At 44.5% G+C, this 19,290-nt stretch carries 20 protein-coding genes; 13 read left to right on the top strand and 7 right to left on the bottom strand.

Annotation, left to right across the window (positions count from 1 at the left end):
* The first annotated feature begins 265 nt into the window (after positions 1–265).
* The 3 genes from CIK98_RS07635 (at position 266) to CIK98_RS07620 (ending at position 1,685) form a co-directional block, all read left to right on the top strand.
* A complete protein-coding gene (locus CIK98_RS07635; protein ID WP_094383663.1) occupies positions 266–478 on the top strand; it encodes a hypothetical protein in 213 nt (70 codons plus the stop codon).
* Between the two features lie 567 nt (positions 479–1,045).
* Entirely contained in the window at positions 1,046–1,330 is a 285-nt protein-coding gene (locus CIK98_RS07625) for a nucleotidyltransferase family protein (RefSeq protein ID WP_253249667.1), read from the top strand.
* Entirely contained in the window at positions 1,317–1,685 is a 369-nt protein-coding gene (locus tag CIK98_RS07620) for a DUF86 domain-containing protein (protein WP_094383660.1), read from the top strand. Before CIK98_RS07625 ends, CIK98_RS07620 begins: the two co-directional genes overlap by 14 nt.
* Before the next feature lie 230 nt (positions 1,686–1,915).
* Here CIK98_RS07620 and CIK98_RS07615 read toward each other — a convergent pair whose 3' ends face one another.
* The 3 genes from CIK98_RS07615 to CIK98_RS18080 are packed head-to-tail and all read right to left on the bottom strand — an operon-like array spanning position 1,916 to position 5,288.
* Complete coding sequence (locus CIK98_RS07615) at positions 1,916–4,210, bottom strand: fimbrillin family protein (RefSeq protein ID WP_172409860.1); 2,295 nt, start codon at positions 4,208–4,210, stop codon at positions 1,916–1,918.
* Between the two features lie 16 nt (positions 4,211–4,226).
* Positions 4,227–5,111 carry a fimbrillin family protein gene (locus tag CIK98_RS07610; protein WP_094383658.1) on the bottom strand — a complete coding sequence of 295 codons (885 nt, stop codon included), beginning with the start codon at positions 5,109–5,111 and terminating at the stop codon, positions 4,227–4,229.
* A gap of 24 nt (positions 5,112–5,135) precedes the next feature.
* Complete coding sequence (locus CIK98_RS18080; RefSeq protein ID WP_172409859.1) at positions 5,136–5,288, bottom strand: hypothetical protein; 153 nt, start codon at positions 5,286–5,288, stop codon at positions 5,136–5,138.
* A 361-nt stretch (positions 5,289–5,649) separates the two neighbouring features.
* Between CIK98_RS18080 and CIK98_RS07605 the strand changes: the two genes are divergently transcribed.
* Entirely contained in the window at positions 5,650–5,946 is a 297-nt protein-coding gene (locus CIK98_RS07605; protein WP_094383657.1) for a nucleotidyltransferase family protein, read from the top strand.
* On the top strand, positions 5,933–6,304 hold the full coding sequence (locus CIK98_RS07600; RefSeq protein ID WP_094383656.1) for a DUF86 domain-containing protein: 372 nt from the start codon (positions 5,933–5,935) through the stop codon (positions 6,302–6,304). The genes CIK98_RS07605 and CIK98_RS07600 overlap by 14 nt, the downstream gene beginning before the upstream one ends.
* A gap of 174 nt (positions 6,305–6,478) precedes the next feature.
* Here the strand turns inward: CIK98_RS07600 and CIK98_RS18075 are convergent, their stop codons facing one another.
* Together CIK98_RS18075 and CIK98_RS07595 are read right to left on the bottom strand one after the other, a co-directional pair.
* Complete coding sequence (locus CIK98_RS18075) at positions 6,479–6,601, bottom strand: smalltalk protein (RefSeq protein WP_172409858.1); 123 nt, start codon at positions 6,599–6,601, stop codon at positions 6,479–6,481.
* Positions 6,602–6,887: 286 nt separating this feature from the next.
* Complete coding sequence (locus tag CIK98_RS07595) at positions 6,888–7,388, bottom strand: DNA-binding protein (RefSeq protein ID WP_253249666.1); 501 nt, start codon at positions 7,386–7,388, stop codon at positions 6,888–6,890.
* 539 nt (positions 7,389–7,927) lie between these two features.
* Here CIK98_RS07595 and CIK98_RS07590 point away from each other — a divergent pair.
* Together CIK98_RS07590 and CIK98_RS07585 are read left to right on the top strand one after the other, a co-directional pair.
* A complete protein-coding gene (locus CIK98_RS07590; protein ID WP_094383655.1) occupies positions 7,928–8,800 on the top strand; it encodes an Rpn family recombination-promoting nuclease/putative transposase in 873 nt (290 codons plus the stop codon).
* A 30-nt stretch (positions 8,801–8,830) separates the two neighbouring features.
* Entirely contained in the window at positions 8,831–9,085 is a 255-nt protein-coding gene (locus tag CIK98_RS07585) for a hypothetical protein (protein ID WP_094383654.1), read from the top strand.
* Between the two features lie 33 nt (positions 9,086–9,118).
* Here the strand turns inward: CIK98_RS07585 and CIK98_RS07580 are convergent, their stop codons facing one another.
* Entirely contained in the window at positions 9,119–10,735 is a 1,617-nt protein-coding gene (locus tag CIK98_RS07580) for a RagB/SusD family nutrient uptake outer membrane protein (protein WP_094383653.1), read from the bottom strand.
* Between the two features lie 12 nt (positions 10,736–10,747).
* Positions 10,748–13,447: a SusC/RagA family TonB-linked outer membrane protein gene (locus tag CIK98_RS07575; RefSeq protein ID WP_094383652.1), complete on the bottom strand. Its 2,700-nt coding sequence runs from the start codon at positions 13,445–13,447 to the stop codon at positions 10,748–10,750.
* 403 nt (positions 13,448–13,850) lie between these two features.
* On the opposite strand from CIK98_RS07575, the gene CIK98_RS07570 reads away from it, so the two are divergent.
* From CIK98_RS07570 to CIK98_RS07545, 6 genes are all read left to right on the top strand, one after another.
* A complete protein-coding gene (locus CIK98_RS07570) occupies positions 13,851–14,357 on the top strand; it encodes a hypothetical protein (protein WP_094383651.1) in 507 nt (168 codons plus the stop codon).
* A 27-nt stretch (positions 14,358–14,384) separates the two neighbouring features.
* On the top strand, positions 14,385–14,831 hold the full coding sequence (locus tag CIK98_RS07565; protein WP_094383650.1) for a hypothetical protein: 447 nt from the start codon (positions 14,385–14,387) through the stop codon (positions 14,829–14,831).
* Between the two features lie 139 nt (positions 14,832–14,970).
* Positions 14,971–15,729, top strand: a complete 759-nt coding sequence (locus CIK98_RS07560) for a phage antirepressor KilAC domain-containing protein (protein WP_094383649.1) — start codon at positions 14,971–14,973, stop codon at positions 15,727–15,729.
* Between the two features lie 177 nt (positions 15,730–15,906).
* On the top strand, positions 15,907–16,200 hold the full coding sequence (locus CIK98_RS07555; RefSeq protein WP_141210464.1) for a hypothetical protein: 294 nt from the start codon (positions 15,907–15,909) through the stop codon (positions 16,198–16,200).
* 13 nt (positions 16,201–16,213) lie between these two features.
* Positions 16,214–16,552, top strand: coding sequence for a hypothetical protein (locus CIK98_RS07550; RefSeq protein ID WP_094383647.1), 339 nt, complete (start codon positions 16,214–16,216; stop codon positions 16,550–16,552).
* Between the two features lie 277 nt (positions 16,553–16,829).
* Positions 16,830–19,127, top strand: a complete 2,298-nt coding sequence (locus tag CIK98_RS07545; protein WP_141210463.1) for a hypothetical protein — start codon at positions 16,830–16,832, stop codon at positions 19,125–19,127.
* Positions 19,128–19,290: the final 163 nt, after the last annotated feature.

The following is a 19,290-nucleotide window of genomic DNA, read 5'->3' as shown; positions in this document are numbered from 1 at the left end:
TCGAAAATGTTTATTCAATGTGCGCTGCAAAATTACGTTTTTTATTTCATATTTCCAAACATATTGCAATTTTTATCTTTTCTTCCCTTTTTAAAGTTAGGGATTAAAAGGGAGCAAGACTTAAGTTTTTCTCCCTTTTTTTCTTTGTCCTTTCGATTTTTATTTGTAATTTTGCGGCGAGATATAATGGCATATACGTAAATCAAAGTGTTATGTTATGCTTACTGGACATAAATAATAAAATAGTAAAAGAAAGGCAAACAATATGGAATCCATGCAATCTCAAACAATACAAATCACACTGCCCAAGTCAGACATTAAGATGTTAAAGAGACTTGCATCAGGTATGGGCTGGGTAGTTTCCGCTATGTCGAGCAAGAAAAAAAGCGGGATAGAAAAGGGACTTGAAGACATCCGCAATGGAAATGTTTATCATGCAAAGAATTCCCAAGATTTAATTTCCCAAATACTCGAATAACTATTGCCATGTATGAAATAATATATACAGGGCAGTTCAAACGCTCCTTAAAAAAATGCGTCAAAAGAGGTCTTGAAATCAAGGTATTTACAGACGCATTGGATATACTCCAAGAAAAGAGATGTTTGCCGTTAGAATACAAAGCCAAGAAAACTCCCGAAAGGAAGCGAAAAGACTATTGTCTTTAACTTCCTTAACTTCCTTAACTTAAGTGTCGCATGTGATAATTCTCTATGTATAATGGTTTTATTTAAACCACAGAGTTAAAGAGAAAAAGAGATTTATCGTTTTATAGAGTAGGTCGCAAGCGACGGAGAACACAGAGTTTCCATGCGGCAAACATTATGCGCAGCTCTCTATGAGCTCTAAATGCCTTGGCATTCAACCTCTTTCATTAGTAAAAATACTCTATATCTCTTAAACTCTGTGGTTTAAAATAACTTCCGAAAGTCAATTAGGAATTAAAAGGGAGCAAGACTTAAGTTTTTCTCCCTTTTTCTTTGTACTATCGATTTTTCTTTGTAATTTTGCGGCGAGATATAAATGATTTGCACTATGACAACAGGAATGATGACGAAAACAATCGCCGAGTATTTCAAGACACAACCAGTCTTGAAGGCATGGCTCTTTGGTTCCTACTCGAGAGGTGAGCAAACCAAGGACAGCGATGTTGACATCCTTGTCCAGTATGACAGAAGTCAGCGTATAGGTCTGTTGAAAATCTCCGGAATGCATATAGATTTGGAAAATCTCATTGGCAGAAAGGTTGATATAGTTGAAGATGGTACATTAAGACCATGGGCAGTTGAAAGTGTTAACAATGACAAGTATTTAATCTATGAGAGAGCGTAATAGGGATAAAGGCAGGCTTGAAGACATTGTTTTCTATTCTAATAATGTCAAGACAATCCTCGATGGAGTATCGTACGAGGACTTTGTTAATGACATTCGGATTTATTATTCCGTAATGAAAAATATCGAGATAATCGGAGAGGCTGCAAATATGTTGTCGAAAGACTTTATCGAGACTCATACAGAATTGCCATGGAAACAGATTATTGGTATGCGCCATGTATTAGTGCATGGTTATGCCCAGGTTTCGAATGTTGACTTGTGGGATACTGCTAGAAATGATATTGACCCATTATGTCAGAGAGTCTTGGCATATCTAAATGAAATTGATTGGCAAAAATGGATTGATAATTAAATAAAGATAAATATCAAGGGAGCAAGACTTAAGTTTTTCTCCCTTTTTTTCTTTGTCCTTTCAATTTTTATTTGAAAATTTGCGGCAAGATATAAATGATTTGCACTATGACAACAGGAATGATGACGAAAACAATCTCCGGGCTATTTCCCTACAGACACAATGAAGGCTGCAAATGGCATTTACCATGCCGCTTGCAGCCTCCAACTGTTTATGATGGGATTGAATGATTATTGATACTTGTACCGAATTTTATATCTCCATATTTCAGGTAAGTAGTTGCAGCCATTATTTTGCAGTTCCATAATCTCATTATAGACTTTAGAATTATACAATGTCAATGTAGGAGACACTTGAACATATGTTCCTGCCTCATAAAGCCAATTTTCCAAACACATTTCTGCGCTGACATCAGTTGCCAACATGGTTACACTTGAGAGTGCGGTGCAACCGCTGAACATTTCATTATAGCAACCAAATGCCAATGTATCAGCAGGAAGCTCTGGTGCCGTTGTGAGTGCGGAGCAACCGCTGAACATTCCTTGATAGCAAAAACTTGCCAATGTTTCAGCAGGAAGCGTTGGTGCCGTTGTGAGGGCGGTGCAATAGGTGAACATTTCTCGATAGCAATAATTTGCTAATGTTGTAGCTGGAAGCTTTGGAGCCGTTTCTAGTGCGGAGCAACCAGAGAACATTTGAGCATAGCAATACTCTGCCAATGTTTCAGCAGGAAGCGCTGGAGCCGTTTCTAGTGCGGTGCAACCGCTGAACATTCCTTGATAGCAACCAATTGCCAATGTTTCAGCAGGAAGCGCTGGTGCCGTTGAGAGTGCGGTGCAATTGCTGAACATTCCTTGATAGCAACTAACTGCCAATTTTGTAGCAGGAAGCGCTGGAGCCGTTTCTAGTGCGGTGCAACCGCTGAACATTCCTTGATAGCAACCAAATGCCAATGTTTCAGCAGGAAGCGTTGGTGCCATTGTGAGTGCGGTGCAACCGTTGAACATTTGGAAATAGCAACTCTTTGCCAATGATTTAGCAGGAAGCGCTGGTGCCGTTGTGAGTGCGGTGCAACCGCTGAACATTAGACAATAGCAATACTCTGCCAATGTTTTAGCAGGAAGCTCTGGTGCCGTTGTGAGGGCGGTGCAATAGGTGAACATTTCTCGATAGCAATAATTTGCTAATGTTGTAGCTGGAAGCTTTGGAGCAGTCCTCAATTCTGTATTCTGATAAAATAAGGAACAGAACTTAGCGTCTGCGGTACTTACATCGGCGTAGTTTTCATAGTCAATGAGCGTGCGGATATCGCCGGTGCAATCTACTGGAGAGTTTGCAGTAGTGAATTTAATTCTTGAACAGCCAGAACCTGAATTAAGTGCCGTACCCTTACTGCTCTTGCCGCGGAGTCGGAGACTTCCCAAGGTGCCTCCAAATTTGATGTTATCTACGGTTGTTTTAAATTGTGTCCATTCGCCGCCGCCTACAGAGTATTCGAAATACTCATTCTCGCCAAGGGCGGTTGCGAAGTTAGCTGAAATAGAGAATGTGAATGTCTGTTCGCTTTCAGCCGTGAAAGTAACATAAGGAATGTGTTCCGCATTTAATCCTGTGACTGTTTTTTCGTTCCAACTGCTGACAGAGATTGTGTTGAGAGTGAGTTCGTCCTTGCCCAAGGTAAGGTCAAGGGTGTATTTCATGCCGCCTTCGAACGTGACGGCATTAGCGGATTTCCATGTGTAGGTCTTGTCGCCAATCTTCACTTTCACTCCAAAGGTATTTGCGTCTATCGTCTGCGGAATGAGGATTGCCTCGTAGGTGGCGGTACGCTCAGCGGCACTGTATGACCCAGAAGGGCATAACGAAATGTTCGAAACGGCAGAATTGTAATTGCTCCATGGCGTTTCTCCTGCGTGAGAATAGGTGGCGCTGGTGGCAGAGCCAAAGGCTATGGCAGAGGTGATGGGGTTTTTCTCTGAGGCTCCATACTGGGTGCGAAGCGTAACCTTTATCTCCAACTTCGACATGATATGGTCGAACGGAATGCTGATGGTGCCATTCTCTGAAGGCTTGACGGCATTGCTGGAATAATACAGGTGGTCGCTTGCCTTGATGCCATCGGCAGTTGACTGGTCGGTCAGTGCATTGAGCGGAGTTGATTCATCGGAGAGGGAGAACGTGGCAGCCTGGACGGTGATGGTGCCCGTAGCGTTAGCCCAAATCATTTCTTTCTTGGCAGCACCGGCGTCATCGGATGCGTATGCCACCCATTTGCCTTCCTCGTATTTCATCACGACATTGGTGTAGTCGTATTCTGTGTCATTCTGGTCGATGGTAAGATAGAACTTCGTAGGCAGATTGTCTGTATCATAGCCCGCACGAGTCTTAATGTCCGACACCAATACATCTACATTGATGGGCTTGCCTTTCAGCGAATCAGCAGGTGTCGTAACCTCCTCTTCGCCAGCGCAGCTTGCAAGGAGGAATGCCATAGCTGCCATGGTCCAAAATATTATCTTGTTCATTGTACTATTATTTCTATTAATTGATGTTTGCACTGCTGGCATTGCCCACTGTCATTTCGAGGGTGTGGTTTGTGCCACCTGTCAATGTGAAGGCATCGGCAGATTTCCATTCGTAGGTCTGCTCGCCAATCCGTATCTCTATTCCAAAGGTGTTTGCGGCTATCGTCTGCGGCACGAGGATGGCCTCGTAGGTGGCGGTACGATTATTTTTGTCGTATGCCACGGAAGGAATCAGAGTGATTTTTTTAACGTTTGATTGTTCGCTCCAAGGCGTTTCTGTCCCGGGAGAATAGGTTGCGCCGGTTGATGCGCCAAAAGCAGAAACTGATGTGATGGGGTTTGTCTCTGAGGCTTTATACTCTGTGCCGAGGGTTAGCTGTACCGATATCTTCGACATGATATGGTTGAGCGGGATGCTGATGGTGCCATTCTCAGAAGGCGTAATGGCATTGCTGGAATAATACAGATGGTCGCTTGCCTTGATGCCATCGGCAGTTGACTGGTCGGTCTGTACATTGAGGGAACAAGAAGTTGAAGCCTCAGGCAGAAGGAACGTAGCCGCCGTGACGATGACATTGTCTTTAGAGCCTTCCCAAAGAAGTTGTTTCTTTTCTGCATTCTCAGCATCAGACTCGTATGCCACCCATTTGCTCCCGTCGTATTTCATCACGACATTGGTGTAGTCGTATTTCGTGTCCTTTTGGTCTATCGAGAGATAGAACTTAGTAGGCAGAGATGTGTTGTCATATCCGGCACGGGTATTTATGCCCGACACTAGCACATCAACATTGATAGGAGTGTCCTTCAGCGAGTCATTTGGCAGCAGTGCATCCTCGTCGTTTGCACAGCCCGCAAAGATTGCTGTAACAGCCACCATTGCTAAATAAAAGATCTTTCTCATTGTTTTTTTCTAATTAAGTCAATCCTACTCCTCATCCATTTCACCTGAGCCCAAACTGTTTCCGTCTCCCCAGCTGCTCACAGATACTTTGGTGCTTCCTGCCAAAATCTGTGTTGGCTCAATCTCATACACCTTCATCGAAGGAACCACGTAGTGTTTCTTGTTTCTTTCTTCCATAAATTATTTTATTTTTTTAATTTGTTATTGAAATCTTATGCTCTGTCATATAGGATATTGTATATGGTTAGCAATGCTGTCATACTGCAAAAGTACACATTTTCTTTCATATAAGCATCAACATCATCAGAAAATTATTCAATATTCTGACAATTTAACAATTATACACGCCATTCTACTACTAAGCACCCCTGTGACACAATGGAGGGGGAGGAGGAAGAAAGGGCTAGTAGGGTCTTTACTTTGGAGAGTTTTATAAATTAGGAATTAAAAGGGAGTAAATGCAAGTTTTTCTCCCTTTTTCTTTGTCCTTTCGATTTTTCTTTGTACTTTTGCGGCGAGATTAATTCGAATAATAAAAATGGAATTACAGAACTGTATAAATACAATAAGGGAAAACAGCTCCAAAATCGTATGTGATTTTGGGATTAAGACTTTGCGCATTTTCGGTTCTGTATCAAGAAACGAACAGACGGAAAATAGCGATCTGGATGTGTGTGTAGAAACACAAACACCTGATCCGTTTCTCCTGGCTTCCTTGAAAGATTATTTGGAGAGCATATTCAAATGTTCCGTTGATGTTGTCCGTATGCATAAGAACATGAACCCATTGTTGAAATCAAGAATAGAGCGAGATGGAATATATGCAATACGATAGAGAATTAATATTGAATATACTCGACAGAGTTTATAATTCAATAGAACAGATAGAAAAACGTTCAGAGAATTATCATTGTGGAGATGATTTTCTGATGACGCCAACAGGAGTAACTGTTTTGGATTCTATTTGTATGCAGTTCATAGCCATAGGTGAGAGTCTTAAAGGATTGGACAAAATTACGAGAGGGACACTTCTTGTTACTCATTCTGAAGTTGATTGGAAACATGTAAAAGGACTGCGTGATATAATAGCACATCATTATTTCGATATAGATGCCGACCAAATATGGTGGATTATTGAAAAAGAACTTCCTTCACTAAAGGAGGCAATCTCTTCAATGAAAAAAGAAATATAATCAAGGGAGCAAGACTTAAGTTTTTCTCCCTTTTTCTTTGTCCTTTCGATTTTTATTTGAAATTTTGCGGCGAGATATGTATCAACATCATTAAATAATTATTCAATATTCTGACAATTTAACAATTAGAGGGGTCAGACGGACAGGTTCCTGCCCCAATCTGACCCCAGTTGTCTAAATGTATATGTTAGCCCCCATGCAAGAGGTCACGCCCAGCGTGGTTGCAATAGCAGACAGTGCCGCTACGATAAGCTGAAGTATCAGCTTCCAAGTATTCGTTTTATTAGTTGTACTCATAGTTGTAATTTTTTTAAAGTTCACTTTATTTTACCAAAGAGTTTAAGAGTTTAAGAGTATTTGTATAATGATAGAGGTTGAATGCCAAGGCATTTAGAGCTTATAGAGAGCTGCGCAAACCTCTTTTCCTCTGTCGCTTGCGACCTACTCTATCAACAAAAACCTCTTTCCCTCTTTATCTCTTTGGTTAAAAAAATACCCTTCAAGGGAATTACCACTTCTTTAAAGTTTACTTTTTAAAGTTCACTTTTTTGTGGTAGTGGCGGGTGAGACATCCCCCCTCCTGTTACTGCCCGAGGTCGTCGCCAGCACCGGCATCCTCACCTCCGCTCGGATTCTCAGGGTCTTCTATACCGCCCGAGTCGCTGGAGTTCACGCGCTTAACCACGTTCCCGTTGCGGTCGTAGCAAGTGATGCTGATGGCAGCCTCCTTGAGAGCCTTCTTCACGTCGGTGGATGGGGTGAAGATGATTTTTCGGGTGGTGATAAGGCTCGAAGCCACCATGTTCACGTCGCTCACCGACTTTGCGTTCACCGAGAATCGCATCGTGCCGAGTCCCGGCACCGGCACCGAGTGGCCTTCCGTCGCCCACGCCTTGATGGTCTCGCCTATGGCGGAGAACGCCGCCTGCAGCGCGCCTTTCTGGATACCGCTTCGAAGTGAAGCCTCTTCAATCACCTTGGATTCCACGAGAGACGAGTAAGTCTCCGCGCCCAACATGTAAACATACTGACCTGCCTTAGGTCCTACCATGAGCTTCTGCTCAACTGCTTTGATTTTGATCATAATAAAAATAGGATTTAAAATTAAACATTGTATTTTTTCTAACACGTTGCAAAGGTACAACATTTTTTTTAATTATGCAATAAATTGCATAATTAATTTTTATCGTTTAATATAGTTTAACATTCTGATTCTCCAGCAAACTTTCCCCAGTTAGGGAATTTTTGTTGGTCAGTAGGCGCGCAAATTTTGCACTGTTGAGAAGTGGATTTTAGGTTATAGACTTTAAAAACAAACTGAAAACTGAAAAACTGAAATATCCTCATTCATTTCAGTTTTTCAGATTTCAGTTTTGTTTCAGGGCTTCCATTTTTTTTGAAAAATTTTTATTATTACTATTATATTATATATAATATTAATAATAGAGAAAATGGTATATGTAATGGCTCATTTTTAAACTGAAAACTGAAAAACTGAAAATTTTTAGGTGAATCAAGGCACTTGCCATGTGATTCTTCTATCCGTTAATTTTTTGTAAGATTTTCACCCATTTTATTGCAGATTCAACAAAAAGGATTATCTTTGTGACCAAAAAGCGAGATATGGCAAAATACATAAATCCTTTCACCGACGTCGGTTTCAAGAGAATCTTCGGACAAGAGCTGTCGAAACCGCTGCTGCTCGACTTCCTCAACAGCCTGTTTGAGGGAGAGAAGCACATCGTCAACCTGACATTCCTCGACAAGGAGCAGCCTGCACTGTTTGAGGAAGACAGGTCGCTGATTTACGACATTTATTGCGAGACCGACGAGGGAGAGAAGATAATAGTTGAGATGCAAAACAAGTCGCAGCCATTCTTTAAGAACAGGAGCATATACTACGTGTCGGAGTCAATAGCCCGCCAGGGAGAGCGGGGTTCGTCGTGGAACTATGAGATAGACTCAGTTTATCTTGTTGCATTCCTTAACTTCAGCCCATTGGATTTCAAGAAGCAGTTCCGCACTGATGTCGTTCTTGCCGAGAAGGGCACGAAGGAGCAGTTCTCCGACAAGTTGCGTATGATATACCTGCAGCTCCCGTTGTTCAAGAAGGAGGCTGATGAATGTGAGAATCAAGTAGAGCGTTGGATTTATTTGTTAAAGAATATGGAAACACTAAACAGATTGCCCTGGGCTGCCCAGAGTGCCGTTTTCAAGAAACTCGAGAGCATAGCCGATGTTGGCGGTATGACCCGTACCGAACGCCTGCAATACGACGAGGCGCTGAAGAAATACCGCGATACCATCAGTGTGTTTGAGGGTGTGAGATTGGAAGGCCGAGAGGAAGGCCGAAAGGAAGGTATGGAAATGGGCGTTCTAAAAGGCCAAAAGGACGAGAAAATTGCAAATGCCCGGAAGATGAAGGTCTATGGTTTGGCATTGGAAATGATAGCCGACATAACAGGTTTGACAATAGACGAAGTGAGGGACTTGTAGTTCCTCACTTTTTATGCAAACGAAAAAAACATGTGCTGTGAGCTATCTTTTAAGGCTTTGTCAGGTAATGTATATGCCCAGAAGACAGAACCATGGAATGACCCTTTGGTGAACAACATCAATCGTAACGAGCCTGTTTCTGATTTCTTCGGCTATGAGAATAAGGAACTGTCTGACAGAAATGACAAGACGCTTTCAAAGAGATTCTTGTCTATTGAGAAATATATGCTTCCTTATCAGGACTATGCATTCAAATTCGTGATCCGTCCTATTACCTTAAAATGATTTCATGTAAATAAAAAGCTTATGGCAACTATATCAATAACTTCGATTCTGTTTTAATTTCTTGTTTAAATCCAGACATCTTTGTGGTATAGGGAAAACCGTTGTAAACCCGGTAGACTCCTTTTCTAATGGAGTTCTTTGATCATATGCCTTGGTATATTTGCCAAAACGGATGAGATCTTGACGTCTCCAACCTTCCCAAACCAATTCCAGCAGACGCTCCTTTAGAATGTTGTCCAAATTGGCTTCCACATGAGGCATTCCTACTCGGTCTCTTATAGCGTTCAGCTCTATTGAACCATCCTCGCCATTGCGAACTTTCGCCTCGGCTTCCATCAACAGCGCGTCACCATATCTAAAAAGGACGATATCGTTGTCAACCTGCCGTCCGTCCGAATAGGCGGTTCGATCAACCTCGTATTTGCCTACACGGGCGCCTGCCGTCTGTTTATATGGGCTGTCGCTGAGGTTCAGTTTCAGTTCAAGCGGCATGTACACCAACGGCTTCCCGTTGTCCAAATATATCTTTTTTCCGTCAACAAGCACGGTATCAGCATAGAAGTTTATCTTGAATCTATTGTCAACATTGTCCGTTCCGTAACCGAAAGCCTTGACGGTTGAAACAGTCGCACATGTGCCGTTTTCGGAAGAACCGCCATAAGCTCCGCCATGTTTGTAGTGGCGTGAGCGGAAAAGATAATGGTATTCGTTCAAATATAAGTTCTTGTCCAATGGGATTGTGAAGATGTTCTCCTTGGAATTTTCATTATAAACCGCAAAGTTCGATGCGTAGTCGCTCTCCAACTCATAGCCTTCTTGCCGCAGTTGCTCGCAATACCAGATGCAGGTTTCCCAAGCGTTCTTTTTCTCGCCATTCACATTGAAGTAAATGCTTTTCCCGTCCTGACGCTTGCCGTCGGTCCAGTTATCATCCGTATAAATTTCCGCATTCAAGGCAAGCTTTGCAAGCAAGAAGTTTGCGACCGGGCGTGTCACACGTCCGTAATAGTTCCCCTCCTTGTTGGAATGCTCATCGGCGAGCTGTGGGGCAACATCCTGCAACTCGTCAACAATAAACTTGAATACCTCACTTCTTTCGCTTTGCGTTACCTGCTCCAATTTCACGTCGTATGATGTCACGATAGGAACACGCCCGAACATATCCATCGCATAATAGTAGAACAAGGCTCGTACAGCTCTTACCTCTGCCGTGAAATCTCTTGTCTGTTCTGCTGAAAGCAGAGTCTGATGGCTATCAATGATAGAAAGCGACTGGTTAGATATAACAATTACCTTGAAGAGGTATTTCCATACATTATATAAATTAATATCATTGGCATTCCACTTGTGCTGATACATGTTCTCCCACAAACCGCCATCATACCAGTCTCCACCACGGATAGGATTCATTGCCTCGTCAGTGGTCAAGGTATTGTAGTCGTAAATACCCCGGCAAGTTCCTTGAAGCCCTTCCGACTCCTGATTGCTCCCTATGTAGTTGTACAGGGAAGCTACTGCGTTTTTGTATATATTATCAGCATTGTTGTAGATTGCCTCCTGGTCCAGCTGGTCTTTGGGATGCTCGTCCAGACAGCTGCTGAAACAAAGCATTAACGGTGCTGCTAATATGTATTTAATAAGAGTCTTCATACTATTTTCGTTTTAAAATTGTACACTCAGTCCCATTGAGTAAGTACGGTATAATGGATAGTTGCGCTTGTCGTCAATACCCATCGTACTGTTGACAACATAGCTATTTATCATTGGTGTCAAACCTTTATATCCGGTGATTGTTCCAATGTTGCTAATGTTGCATGATACACGCAAGGAACGAATAAGCTTGCTCCTCAAAGGCACATTGTAACCTATTGTCAGATGCTCGAAGTTCAGGTAGTCACCTTTTTCAAGCCAATAGTCTGAGACTCTCTGGTCTACGATGTTCTTCTTTGGAGCATCCTTCAAGACATTGTAGTCTGGGAAGCAAGCCATGCTTGTGTAAGCCAGTCCTGTTCCATTGAAAATCTTGTGCCCGAATGCTCCATTCATCTGTATGGAGATATAGTAATTCTTGTATCTGAAACTGATGTTTGAGCCAAGGATCACCTTTGGTGTGGCTTGTCCTGCAATGTATCGGTCGCCTCCATCGCTTAAGTCCACATTGCCATTATGGTCAAGGTCCTCTATGTCGTAAAAATAGCTGCCGTTCTCGTTCTTGACAAGTCCCTTGCAATGGGGTAGGTAGAAAACGCCAAGCGGCTGTCCAACTATCTGATAGACCACGTTGTTGTCGCCGCCGTTTTGCCCGGCACCATCCAATGATCCAATAGCGGTGATGTTTGCTGCCGACATGCTCATTCCCTTGTAATCTCCACTTAGCGAGATGAGTTTGTTGCTTTGAAACGACAGATTCATATTGATGTTGAGATCCAGGTCCTTCTTGCTTATTGGCTGCACGGACAAGCCCAGCTCAAATCCGCGGTTTGACATTGAACCGATGTTTGCCAGCAATGTATTGTATGCGAATGGTGGAACCGGAACCTCATAGGCGTAGAGCATGTCGGTGGTCTTGGAATAGTAATACTCCGCTGTAAGCATAAGCCTGTTGGCAAAGAGACCAATGTCCGCACCGAGGTTAAACGTTGTCTTCGTTTCCCACTTCAAATCAGGATTGTTGTTTCTTACCATACCAAGGGTTACTGTTGGAGAACTCTTTACCGGAACAATGCCAGTCTGCCTTACGGTGTTCATGGTTGTGTAGGCGGAGATACCGCCAAGGTTGCCAGCCTGTCCCAGACCCGTGCGGAGTTTGAGCATCGACAGCGGTTTGATGTTGGCAAGGAAGCTTTCCTTCTTCATGTCCCAAGTGAATGATACAGATGGGAAGAAGCCCCATGTATTGTTGTCACCTACCATTGACGATCCGTCACCGCGAGCATTTACCGCTAATGTATATCTATCAAGCAAATTATAAGTAATGCTTCCCATTACAGAAGCCAGAGACTGGTCTTCGTATGTACTTTCTGTTCCACCGTATGGACGGGCTGCTGTAGCACCCAGATTGTCGTAATGAAAATCGTTTGTAGGTATTCCCTTGGCATACACCCAGAAAGCAGTTTTTCTCAGTTTTCTGTATTCACTGCTTACTCCAGCAGAGACCTTATGTATGCCGAACTCTTTGTTGAAATCAAGAGATACATTGCCAAGCCATTCCTCTTTCTTGAACTCTCCACGGTACACGTTGCCTTGTGCCCATACCCATGTCGGACAGAATTGTCCGTTCTCGGTAGAGCCATACAGGTAAGAGCCGAAGGTGGATACACGCCAGTTCTTATTGAAATCGTAGCTCAGCTTTATGTGTGCGTCAAAGTTCAAATCCTTGGAGTCGTTTTTCTCTTCAAGCAATATCCCGGGTGGGTTGACATGCGTTGCCGATTCGTTTTTCAGCCAGTTTCCATGCTCGTCAGTACCAGCAGGGAAAGTTGGGTTCTGGCATGCTGCGGAATAGAACAGCATCTGCGTATCAAAGATGTCATAGTTCTTGAATGAAGAGCCGAAAACTCCGAATTCTCCGGTTAGTCTGTCATTGAAGGCTTTCTGGGTCACATCAACTTTGGCAACAAAAACGTTATAGTCCATCTTCTTGATGATGGTGTTGTGGTCCATTACTCCGAAAGATGCACGATAGTTTGACTGTGGCGTACCTCCGCTGAATGCAAGGTAATGATTGCTCACCATACCCGTGCGTGTTATCACCTTGTAGTTATCGGTATTGAAACCTCCGTTGTTGCAATAGATACCCAATGCCTTTGCCGTTGCAACATATTCAGCAGCATTGAGCATCTCCAGGTGTTTGTACATCTGCTCAAAACCCACATTTCCTTCATACGATATTTGGAATCCTCTTCCTGTGCCTTTCTTGGTTTTCACCTCTATAACACCAGACGCTCCACGTGAACCATACATGGCGGTCTCCGCAGCATTCTTTAATATACGAAAACTCTCGATGTCTGCAGGATAGATGGTTGATAGGGTAAGTACGTCAGACGTAACCCCATCAATCAGCACTAAAGGGTCATTGCCACCGATGATGGAGGTTGTACCACGTACTCGCACACTATTGAGCATAGCCATACGATCCAGACCGTTGGATGTCACATTGACACCAGCAGCCTGACCACTCAACACGTCAAGGGCGTTGTTGGCCGCACCCTTATTGGAATTATTTCCAACTATCTTTATTATATTACTTCCATTGTCAATGGAATCTTTCCATTCTGCAGGAACTTGCTTTTGTGCATGAGCGAAAGAACTGCAAAAGAGCGCTATGAGAAGTAATGTAAAGTCTTTTTTGCTCTTTGCCATTTTCTATTTCTATTACTTTGGTTATGGATTATTTCCGATAGGCCTGAGTCCCTTTCCTTGGGTACTGCAAAGGTAATCATTCTTTGCAGAACTAGCAAGTAATTTGCGATTTTTTTTCATCATGCAGCGATTTTGGCATATTTCGTCATCGGGATCAGGTGCTCAATACCCTGATGAGGGCGCTTGGTGTTGTGAGTTTTCTGAATCATAGGGACCCTTGAAAGACGATAAGATACAATATCACGCCTAATAATAATTGTATCAATAGGTTATGGTGTGACGTGGGAAACGATGAGATACAATGAGAGAAATGGAAGGAAAAAAAACATGTGAAAAACCTTGGAAGTAATTGTTTTTTTTCGTACCTTCGCAGCGTTTTTCAATAAAAAGAAAGGGGATAGACATGCAGATAAACATCGACGAGTTTAACGCACTTAGCGACAAGAGACAGGAAATGTCGGAGGAGATAGGTGCACTAAGAAGCAAACTACAGCGTGCGGAGGAGGAAAACTTAATGCTGAAAGAGGCCAAGGTAGAGCAGGACAGGATTGTGGAGGAACTGAAGCAGGAACTGAAGCAGGAACTGAAGCAGAAAGACGCGCGGATAATGGAGCTGACAGACATTATTGCGAAATCGACACAAAACGTGAACGTGAACGTCTTTGCCGTAATAACCGACAAAAACATGTTCCCGTTGGCTTTTGAGAAGTTTGACAGGACGTTTCACGGCCTGCCCGAGGACCTGCAGGCGGCAACGGCAGGCGTGGTGATGAAGTCGCTGCCCACTGAACTGCCTCCCGAGGCAAGGGTGAAGGTGGAGGCGGTGACTGAGATAAAAAGGCTGAAGAGTGACCCAAAGGTGGAAATGAACTTTGGAGCCGACAGCAGTGCAGAGATACACAACTATTGAAATAACTAATAAAAACGAGGAAACAATATGGCAGAGACTTATCAGACTAAGTATCAGTTCAACATTCACCCTAATGCCAACTGCACGATAATAAACGACGCGCAGTTTCACGGGGCGGTCACGTTCAACGCGGGACTGCAGCACGGATTGCCGCCAACTGTAGAGAAAGTGAAGGAAGCCATTGAGACACTTGACTCTGAAGGAGTGTTGACCAACGCAAACCAGTGGTGGGCAATTTATCGTGTGCTGACCGACCTGTATGGTTATGACAAAAACATGAGGGCGTTCTGTAAGGTGGTGGAGAATATGGAAGCAAGCACTACGATAAAGTGCGACTACAACAAATGGAGAAACGTAAACTGGGCAAATCTTACCAGCAGGGTTGACACCTGGCAAGGCAAGTCGGAAATGCTCTCACAGGCGGAGCAAAGTCAAGTGAAAGTGGCGGCAAGACTGATGGAACTTCTCGCATAGCAATAGCAAAACAATAGCAAAAATAGCAAAATCAATCGCAATCGACGGAAACGTTAGGTTGCGATTTTTTTTATGCCTAATTTCGCAGTCGGAACGGGAATGGTCCCGCGGAAAGAAATAAAAAAAACAAGGAAACAGTATGGAAATACAGATTTTCAGTAACAGTAAGTTTGGGCAACTGAGGGTTGCGCTGAACGAGAAGGGGGAAACGGTGGTTTGTCTCGCGGATGTGTGCAAGGCGTTGGCCATTGGTAATACGAGCGACGTTAAACGAAGACTTGACGGAGCAGCCATCGATACAATCGAGGTATGCTTAACATCGGTAAATCAATACGGAGCAAAGTCAGTTCGCACTACCAAGATGACCTACATCGGCGAGCCGAACCTCTACCGCTGCATCTTCCAGTCGAACAAGAAGGAGGCGAAGGAGTTTCAGGACTGGGTGTTCAACACGGTGCTGCCGCAGATTCGCAAGACGGGAGGATATATCCCTGTCGGTGCGGAGGACGACGAGAAATCTATTCTGGCTAAGGCTCTCAACATCATGCAGCGCACACTGGAAGCGAAGGACCGGCTGATTGAGCAGCAACGGCCTATGGCGAAACTCGGCAGACAGGTGACAGGTTCGGAAGAGAACATCATGGTGGGCGAGATGGCGAAACTGCTCTACGAAAACGGCATCGACATCGGACGGCAACGACTCTACAAATGGCTGCGCGAGAACGGCTACATCTTCAAGCAGAGCCGTGAGCCAATGCAGAAATGGATTGAGCGTGGGATAATGACCGTGAGAGAGTGTTGGGTGACAACCGACCACGGCATGGAACTCTCGGTGACGCCGATGATAACGGGCAAGGGGCAGCAACATTTCCTTAACTTGTTTTGCGGAGAGAAATAACAGTCAAAAATTAAAAAAAGTAAGTGTATTCGATAAGTCATATAAATTGATTTTTTTCCTAGCGAACAGACCTCTCCCGTCGGGAGACGCATGGGAGGTCGTTTTTTTGAAAAAGAACAAAGACGCTCGTGGCGTATTCCACGAAAACAATATAAACATTTTAAAACTTTTATCAATATGCAAGTAATAGCAAAAATCGAGAAATGGGCGCAGCAGCCCGATGTACAAACTCAAAATGGAATGACAAGTAAGGCGCAGGTTGTGTTGCGCATGTCTGGAGGACGCAATGCCGAGGGACTGGTTGGCACTGCCTTCGGCATCGTGGCGGGAAAGCCGCTGGCTGAAGGCACAATAGTGGTTGCCGAGGTGAAATTCTTCACTCACGAGTATGAGGGCAAGATTTTCCAGGACGTGAACATCTTCGACCTGATGCAGCTGAAGTCGCCACAGCAAGTTGGTGAACATTTTTAAAATATTTTTTCTTATGGCAAAAGACAAGAAAACCGGCAAGTCGCCGATAGCGATTAAGGGAGTGATGGATGTTTACAACGACAAAAACATCACGTTTAATCCCAACGACACGAATGAAAACGTGGTGACAGGGTTCCGTCGTCGTGGCGTACTGACGATGCTGAGCAACGGACGTATGGGATTTATGGCTCTGCCATACAAAGGTTCTACTACGAAGAAGCTGAAACGAACCGCTCACGGCACTCTGTCGGAAAGCGAGGACAACTATTATCTCTACATCCGCATCGACAAAACGGTATGTTCCGACTTCCGCAAACTGATGGCGAAAGAGACGAAAGAACTACTAAAATAGTCGCTTTGCGATAAAACTGAAGTCGCTACGCGATAAAACAGAAGTTAAAGATTAAAAGCGCGTTGCGCTTAAAGGGGCTTGCGCGCAGCTCTTTAAGCACAAAGTGCTTTTAATGAAAATTTTAATGTAAATTTTAATGTATAAAATGAAGTCGCTTCGCGATAAAACTTAAGTTAAAGATTAAAAGCGCGTTGCGCTTAAAGGGGCTTGCGCGCAGCTCTTTAAGCACAAAGTGCTTTTAATGAAAATTTTAATGAAAATTTTAATGTATATATAAATGAGTTGTTTTGAGATTTATTACGATGGTGGCGCAAAGAAAATGCGCCCCATCAACAACTTCAAGGAGTATGCCGCAATACGCAACTCGACGAAGAACCGCCGCAACACGAAGTTGGCACGTGAGGGCAACGACGAGGCGAAGCGCAAGATGGTGCAGTTCTGCTACTCCTGTCTGCCTAACGACGACGGGACGCTGAAAGGATCGAAGCGTATGTCGAACTCGGTGGGCATGGACATCGACTTCACTAAGGACATGCCGAAGAAGGAGTTTGAGGCTGCTTTCGAGATTATGAAGGACAACATCCTCGACAAGGCGCAGCAGCTTCGTCTGCTGATGTTGGAACGTTCGGCAACGAAGGGCCTTCACCTCGTGTTTGAGCGTCATCCGGAACTTACGCAAGAGGAAGACCTCGAATGGGCACAAAAACTTCTGGGCGTTGAGTTCGACAAAGGCGCAAAGGACATAACGAGAGTGTTCTTCACCCCCACCGCCGACCCCAAGGACCTTTTCTTCTGCAAGGACGAATTGTTTGTGAATGAGGAATGTGAAGTTAAGGAGGCGGAGGATGAGGCGAAGGCAGAGGTGAAGGCTGTAGTTCCTAAAACATCTGCGCAAGGTGCGGGTGAGTCACCCGCACTCCTAACTGGGGACAAACTTGATCCACTCTCTGCGGGAGAGGGGACGGGGGAGAGGCTTTACAACGGCTTGCCTTATTCCTCCATCGTCACCGAATTCCTCCGCCAATTCAACAACGGCCAAACCCCTGTCGAAGGCAACCGCAACGTGATGACATTCGAACTGGCAAAGGCTTTGCGCAGCATCTGCGACTACAACCTCGACTTTATGAAAGAGGTGATTCCCCGCTACGACAATTTCCCAGAAGACGAATATGTCCGCACTCTGCAAAGCGCAATAGACGAACCTCGGAGAGGCGTGAGCTACAAGTTGCAAAAGGTGTTGGAAGTCTTGTATCGCAAGGATAAGAAAACGGACGGGAAGGTGGATTTCGAGACGGAAAACGAACTGCCACCAGCAATGCCCTCTCGCCTACCCTATCCGCTTGGGTTTCTCTCGTCGAAGGTGCCTGAGATGTATCGACCGGCTGTGTGTGAGGCTGTTTTTGCTCCTCTGTCAACTTATGTTCACAGCGTGAAGTTCCGCTACTGGGACGGAGTGGAGCACGAACCAACTTTCATGTCGGTGCTCACCGCTCCGATGTCGATAGGTAAGGGATGCGTGAGGAAACCGATAAGCATAATCCTCGACGAACTGGTGAAGAAGGACGAGTCGAACAGGGCTCGTGAGGCGGAATGGAAGCAGAAGAATCCTGCGTCGAAGCAAAAGCGTGACCCACGACCGACGGACATCTGCGTGCAGGTGCTGATAGACAACCTGACCGATGCAGTGTTCAACCAGCGAGTGTATGATGCCGACAAGAACGGACAACGTTTTCTCTATACAAGTGTTGACGAGCTCGACACATTGAAAAAAATCACGTCGAGAGGAACGGCGAACGAGGTGAGCGTGATAATCCGTAAGGCGTTCGACAACTCCAAGCACGGCCAGGAGCGAGTGGGAGCCGATTCGGTTACGGGCATTGCGCCATTGAGGTTCAACTTCAACGCATCGACCACCAACCGCAACTTCCAGCAGTTCTTCGCCCGTGAGATGACAACGGGAACAGTGACACGACTCTCGTTGGCGACCATCATCAAGCCGATCGGCGCAAAGCGACCTGTATTCAAGGAGTATGACGCCAACTATTGTGCGGAGGTGAAGAAACTGACACAGAAGCTCTCGATGCTCTCAGGAGAGATTTCCTGTCCGAAATGTAACAAGTTTGCCGAACAGCTTTGCGACGAGAACGAGCAGCTTGCTTCACTCTACGGTTCAGATCCTTACCTTGTGTTGAGTTACAGGGCAACGGTGATTGCGTGGCTGAAGGGCATGATGCTCTACGTGATGAACGGCGAGAAGTGGACGAAGGACATTCAGGACTACATGGAATGGAGTCTGCGCTACGATCTGTGGGTGAAGATGCACGTTATCGGAAAAATGCTTGATGCTGCTTTCGACGACGAGGAGAATGCAACGTCGAAGCGTGGACCGATGAACATGCTGACACTGCTGAAAGACGAGTTTACGATGGAGGACTTGATTCTCGTGCGCAGAAAACTCGGCAAGTCGGTTGACATCAAATCAGTGAAAGCTCAGCTCTCTTTATGGAGGTCGAGAAAATTCATTGATTTTGATGATTATAAAACGGTAATCAAAAAAATAAAAAAGAACAAATAATATTACTCAAGTTTCGGAAGTTATTTTAAAACCACAGAGTTTAAGAGATATAGAGTATTTATACTAATGAAAGAGGGTGAATGCCAAGGCATTTAGAGCTCATAGAGAGCTGCGCATCATGTTTGCCGCATGGAAACTCTGTGTCCTCTGTCGCTTGCGACCT

This window comes from Prevotella sp. P2-180, from assembly GCF_002251435.1.
GTDB lineage: Bacteria > Bacteroidota > Bacteroidia > Bacteroidales > Bacteroidaceae > Prevotella.
Note: the sequence above shows the minus strand (reverse complement) of the source record. Positions and strands in the feature narration are given on the sequence as shown.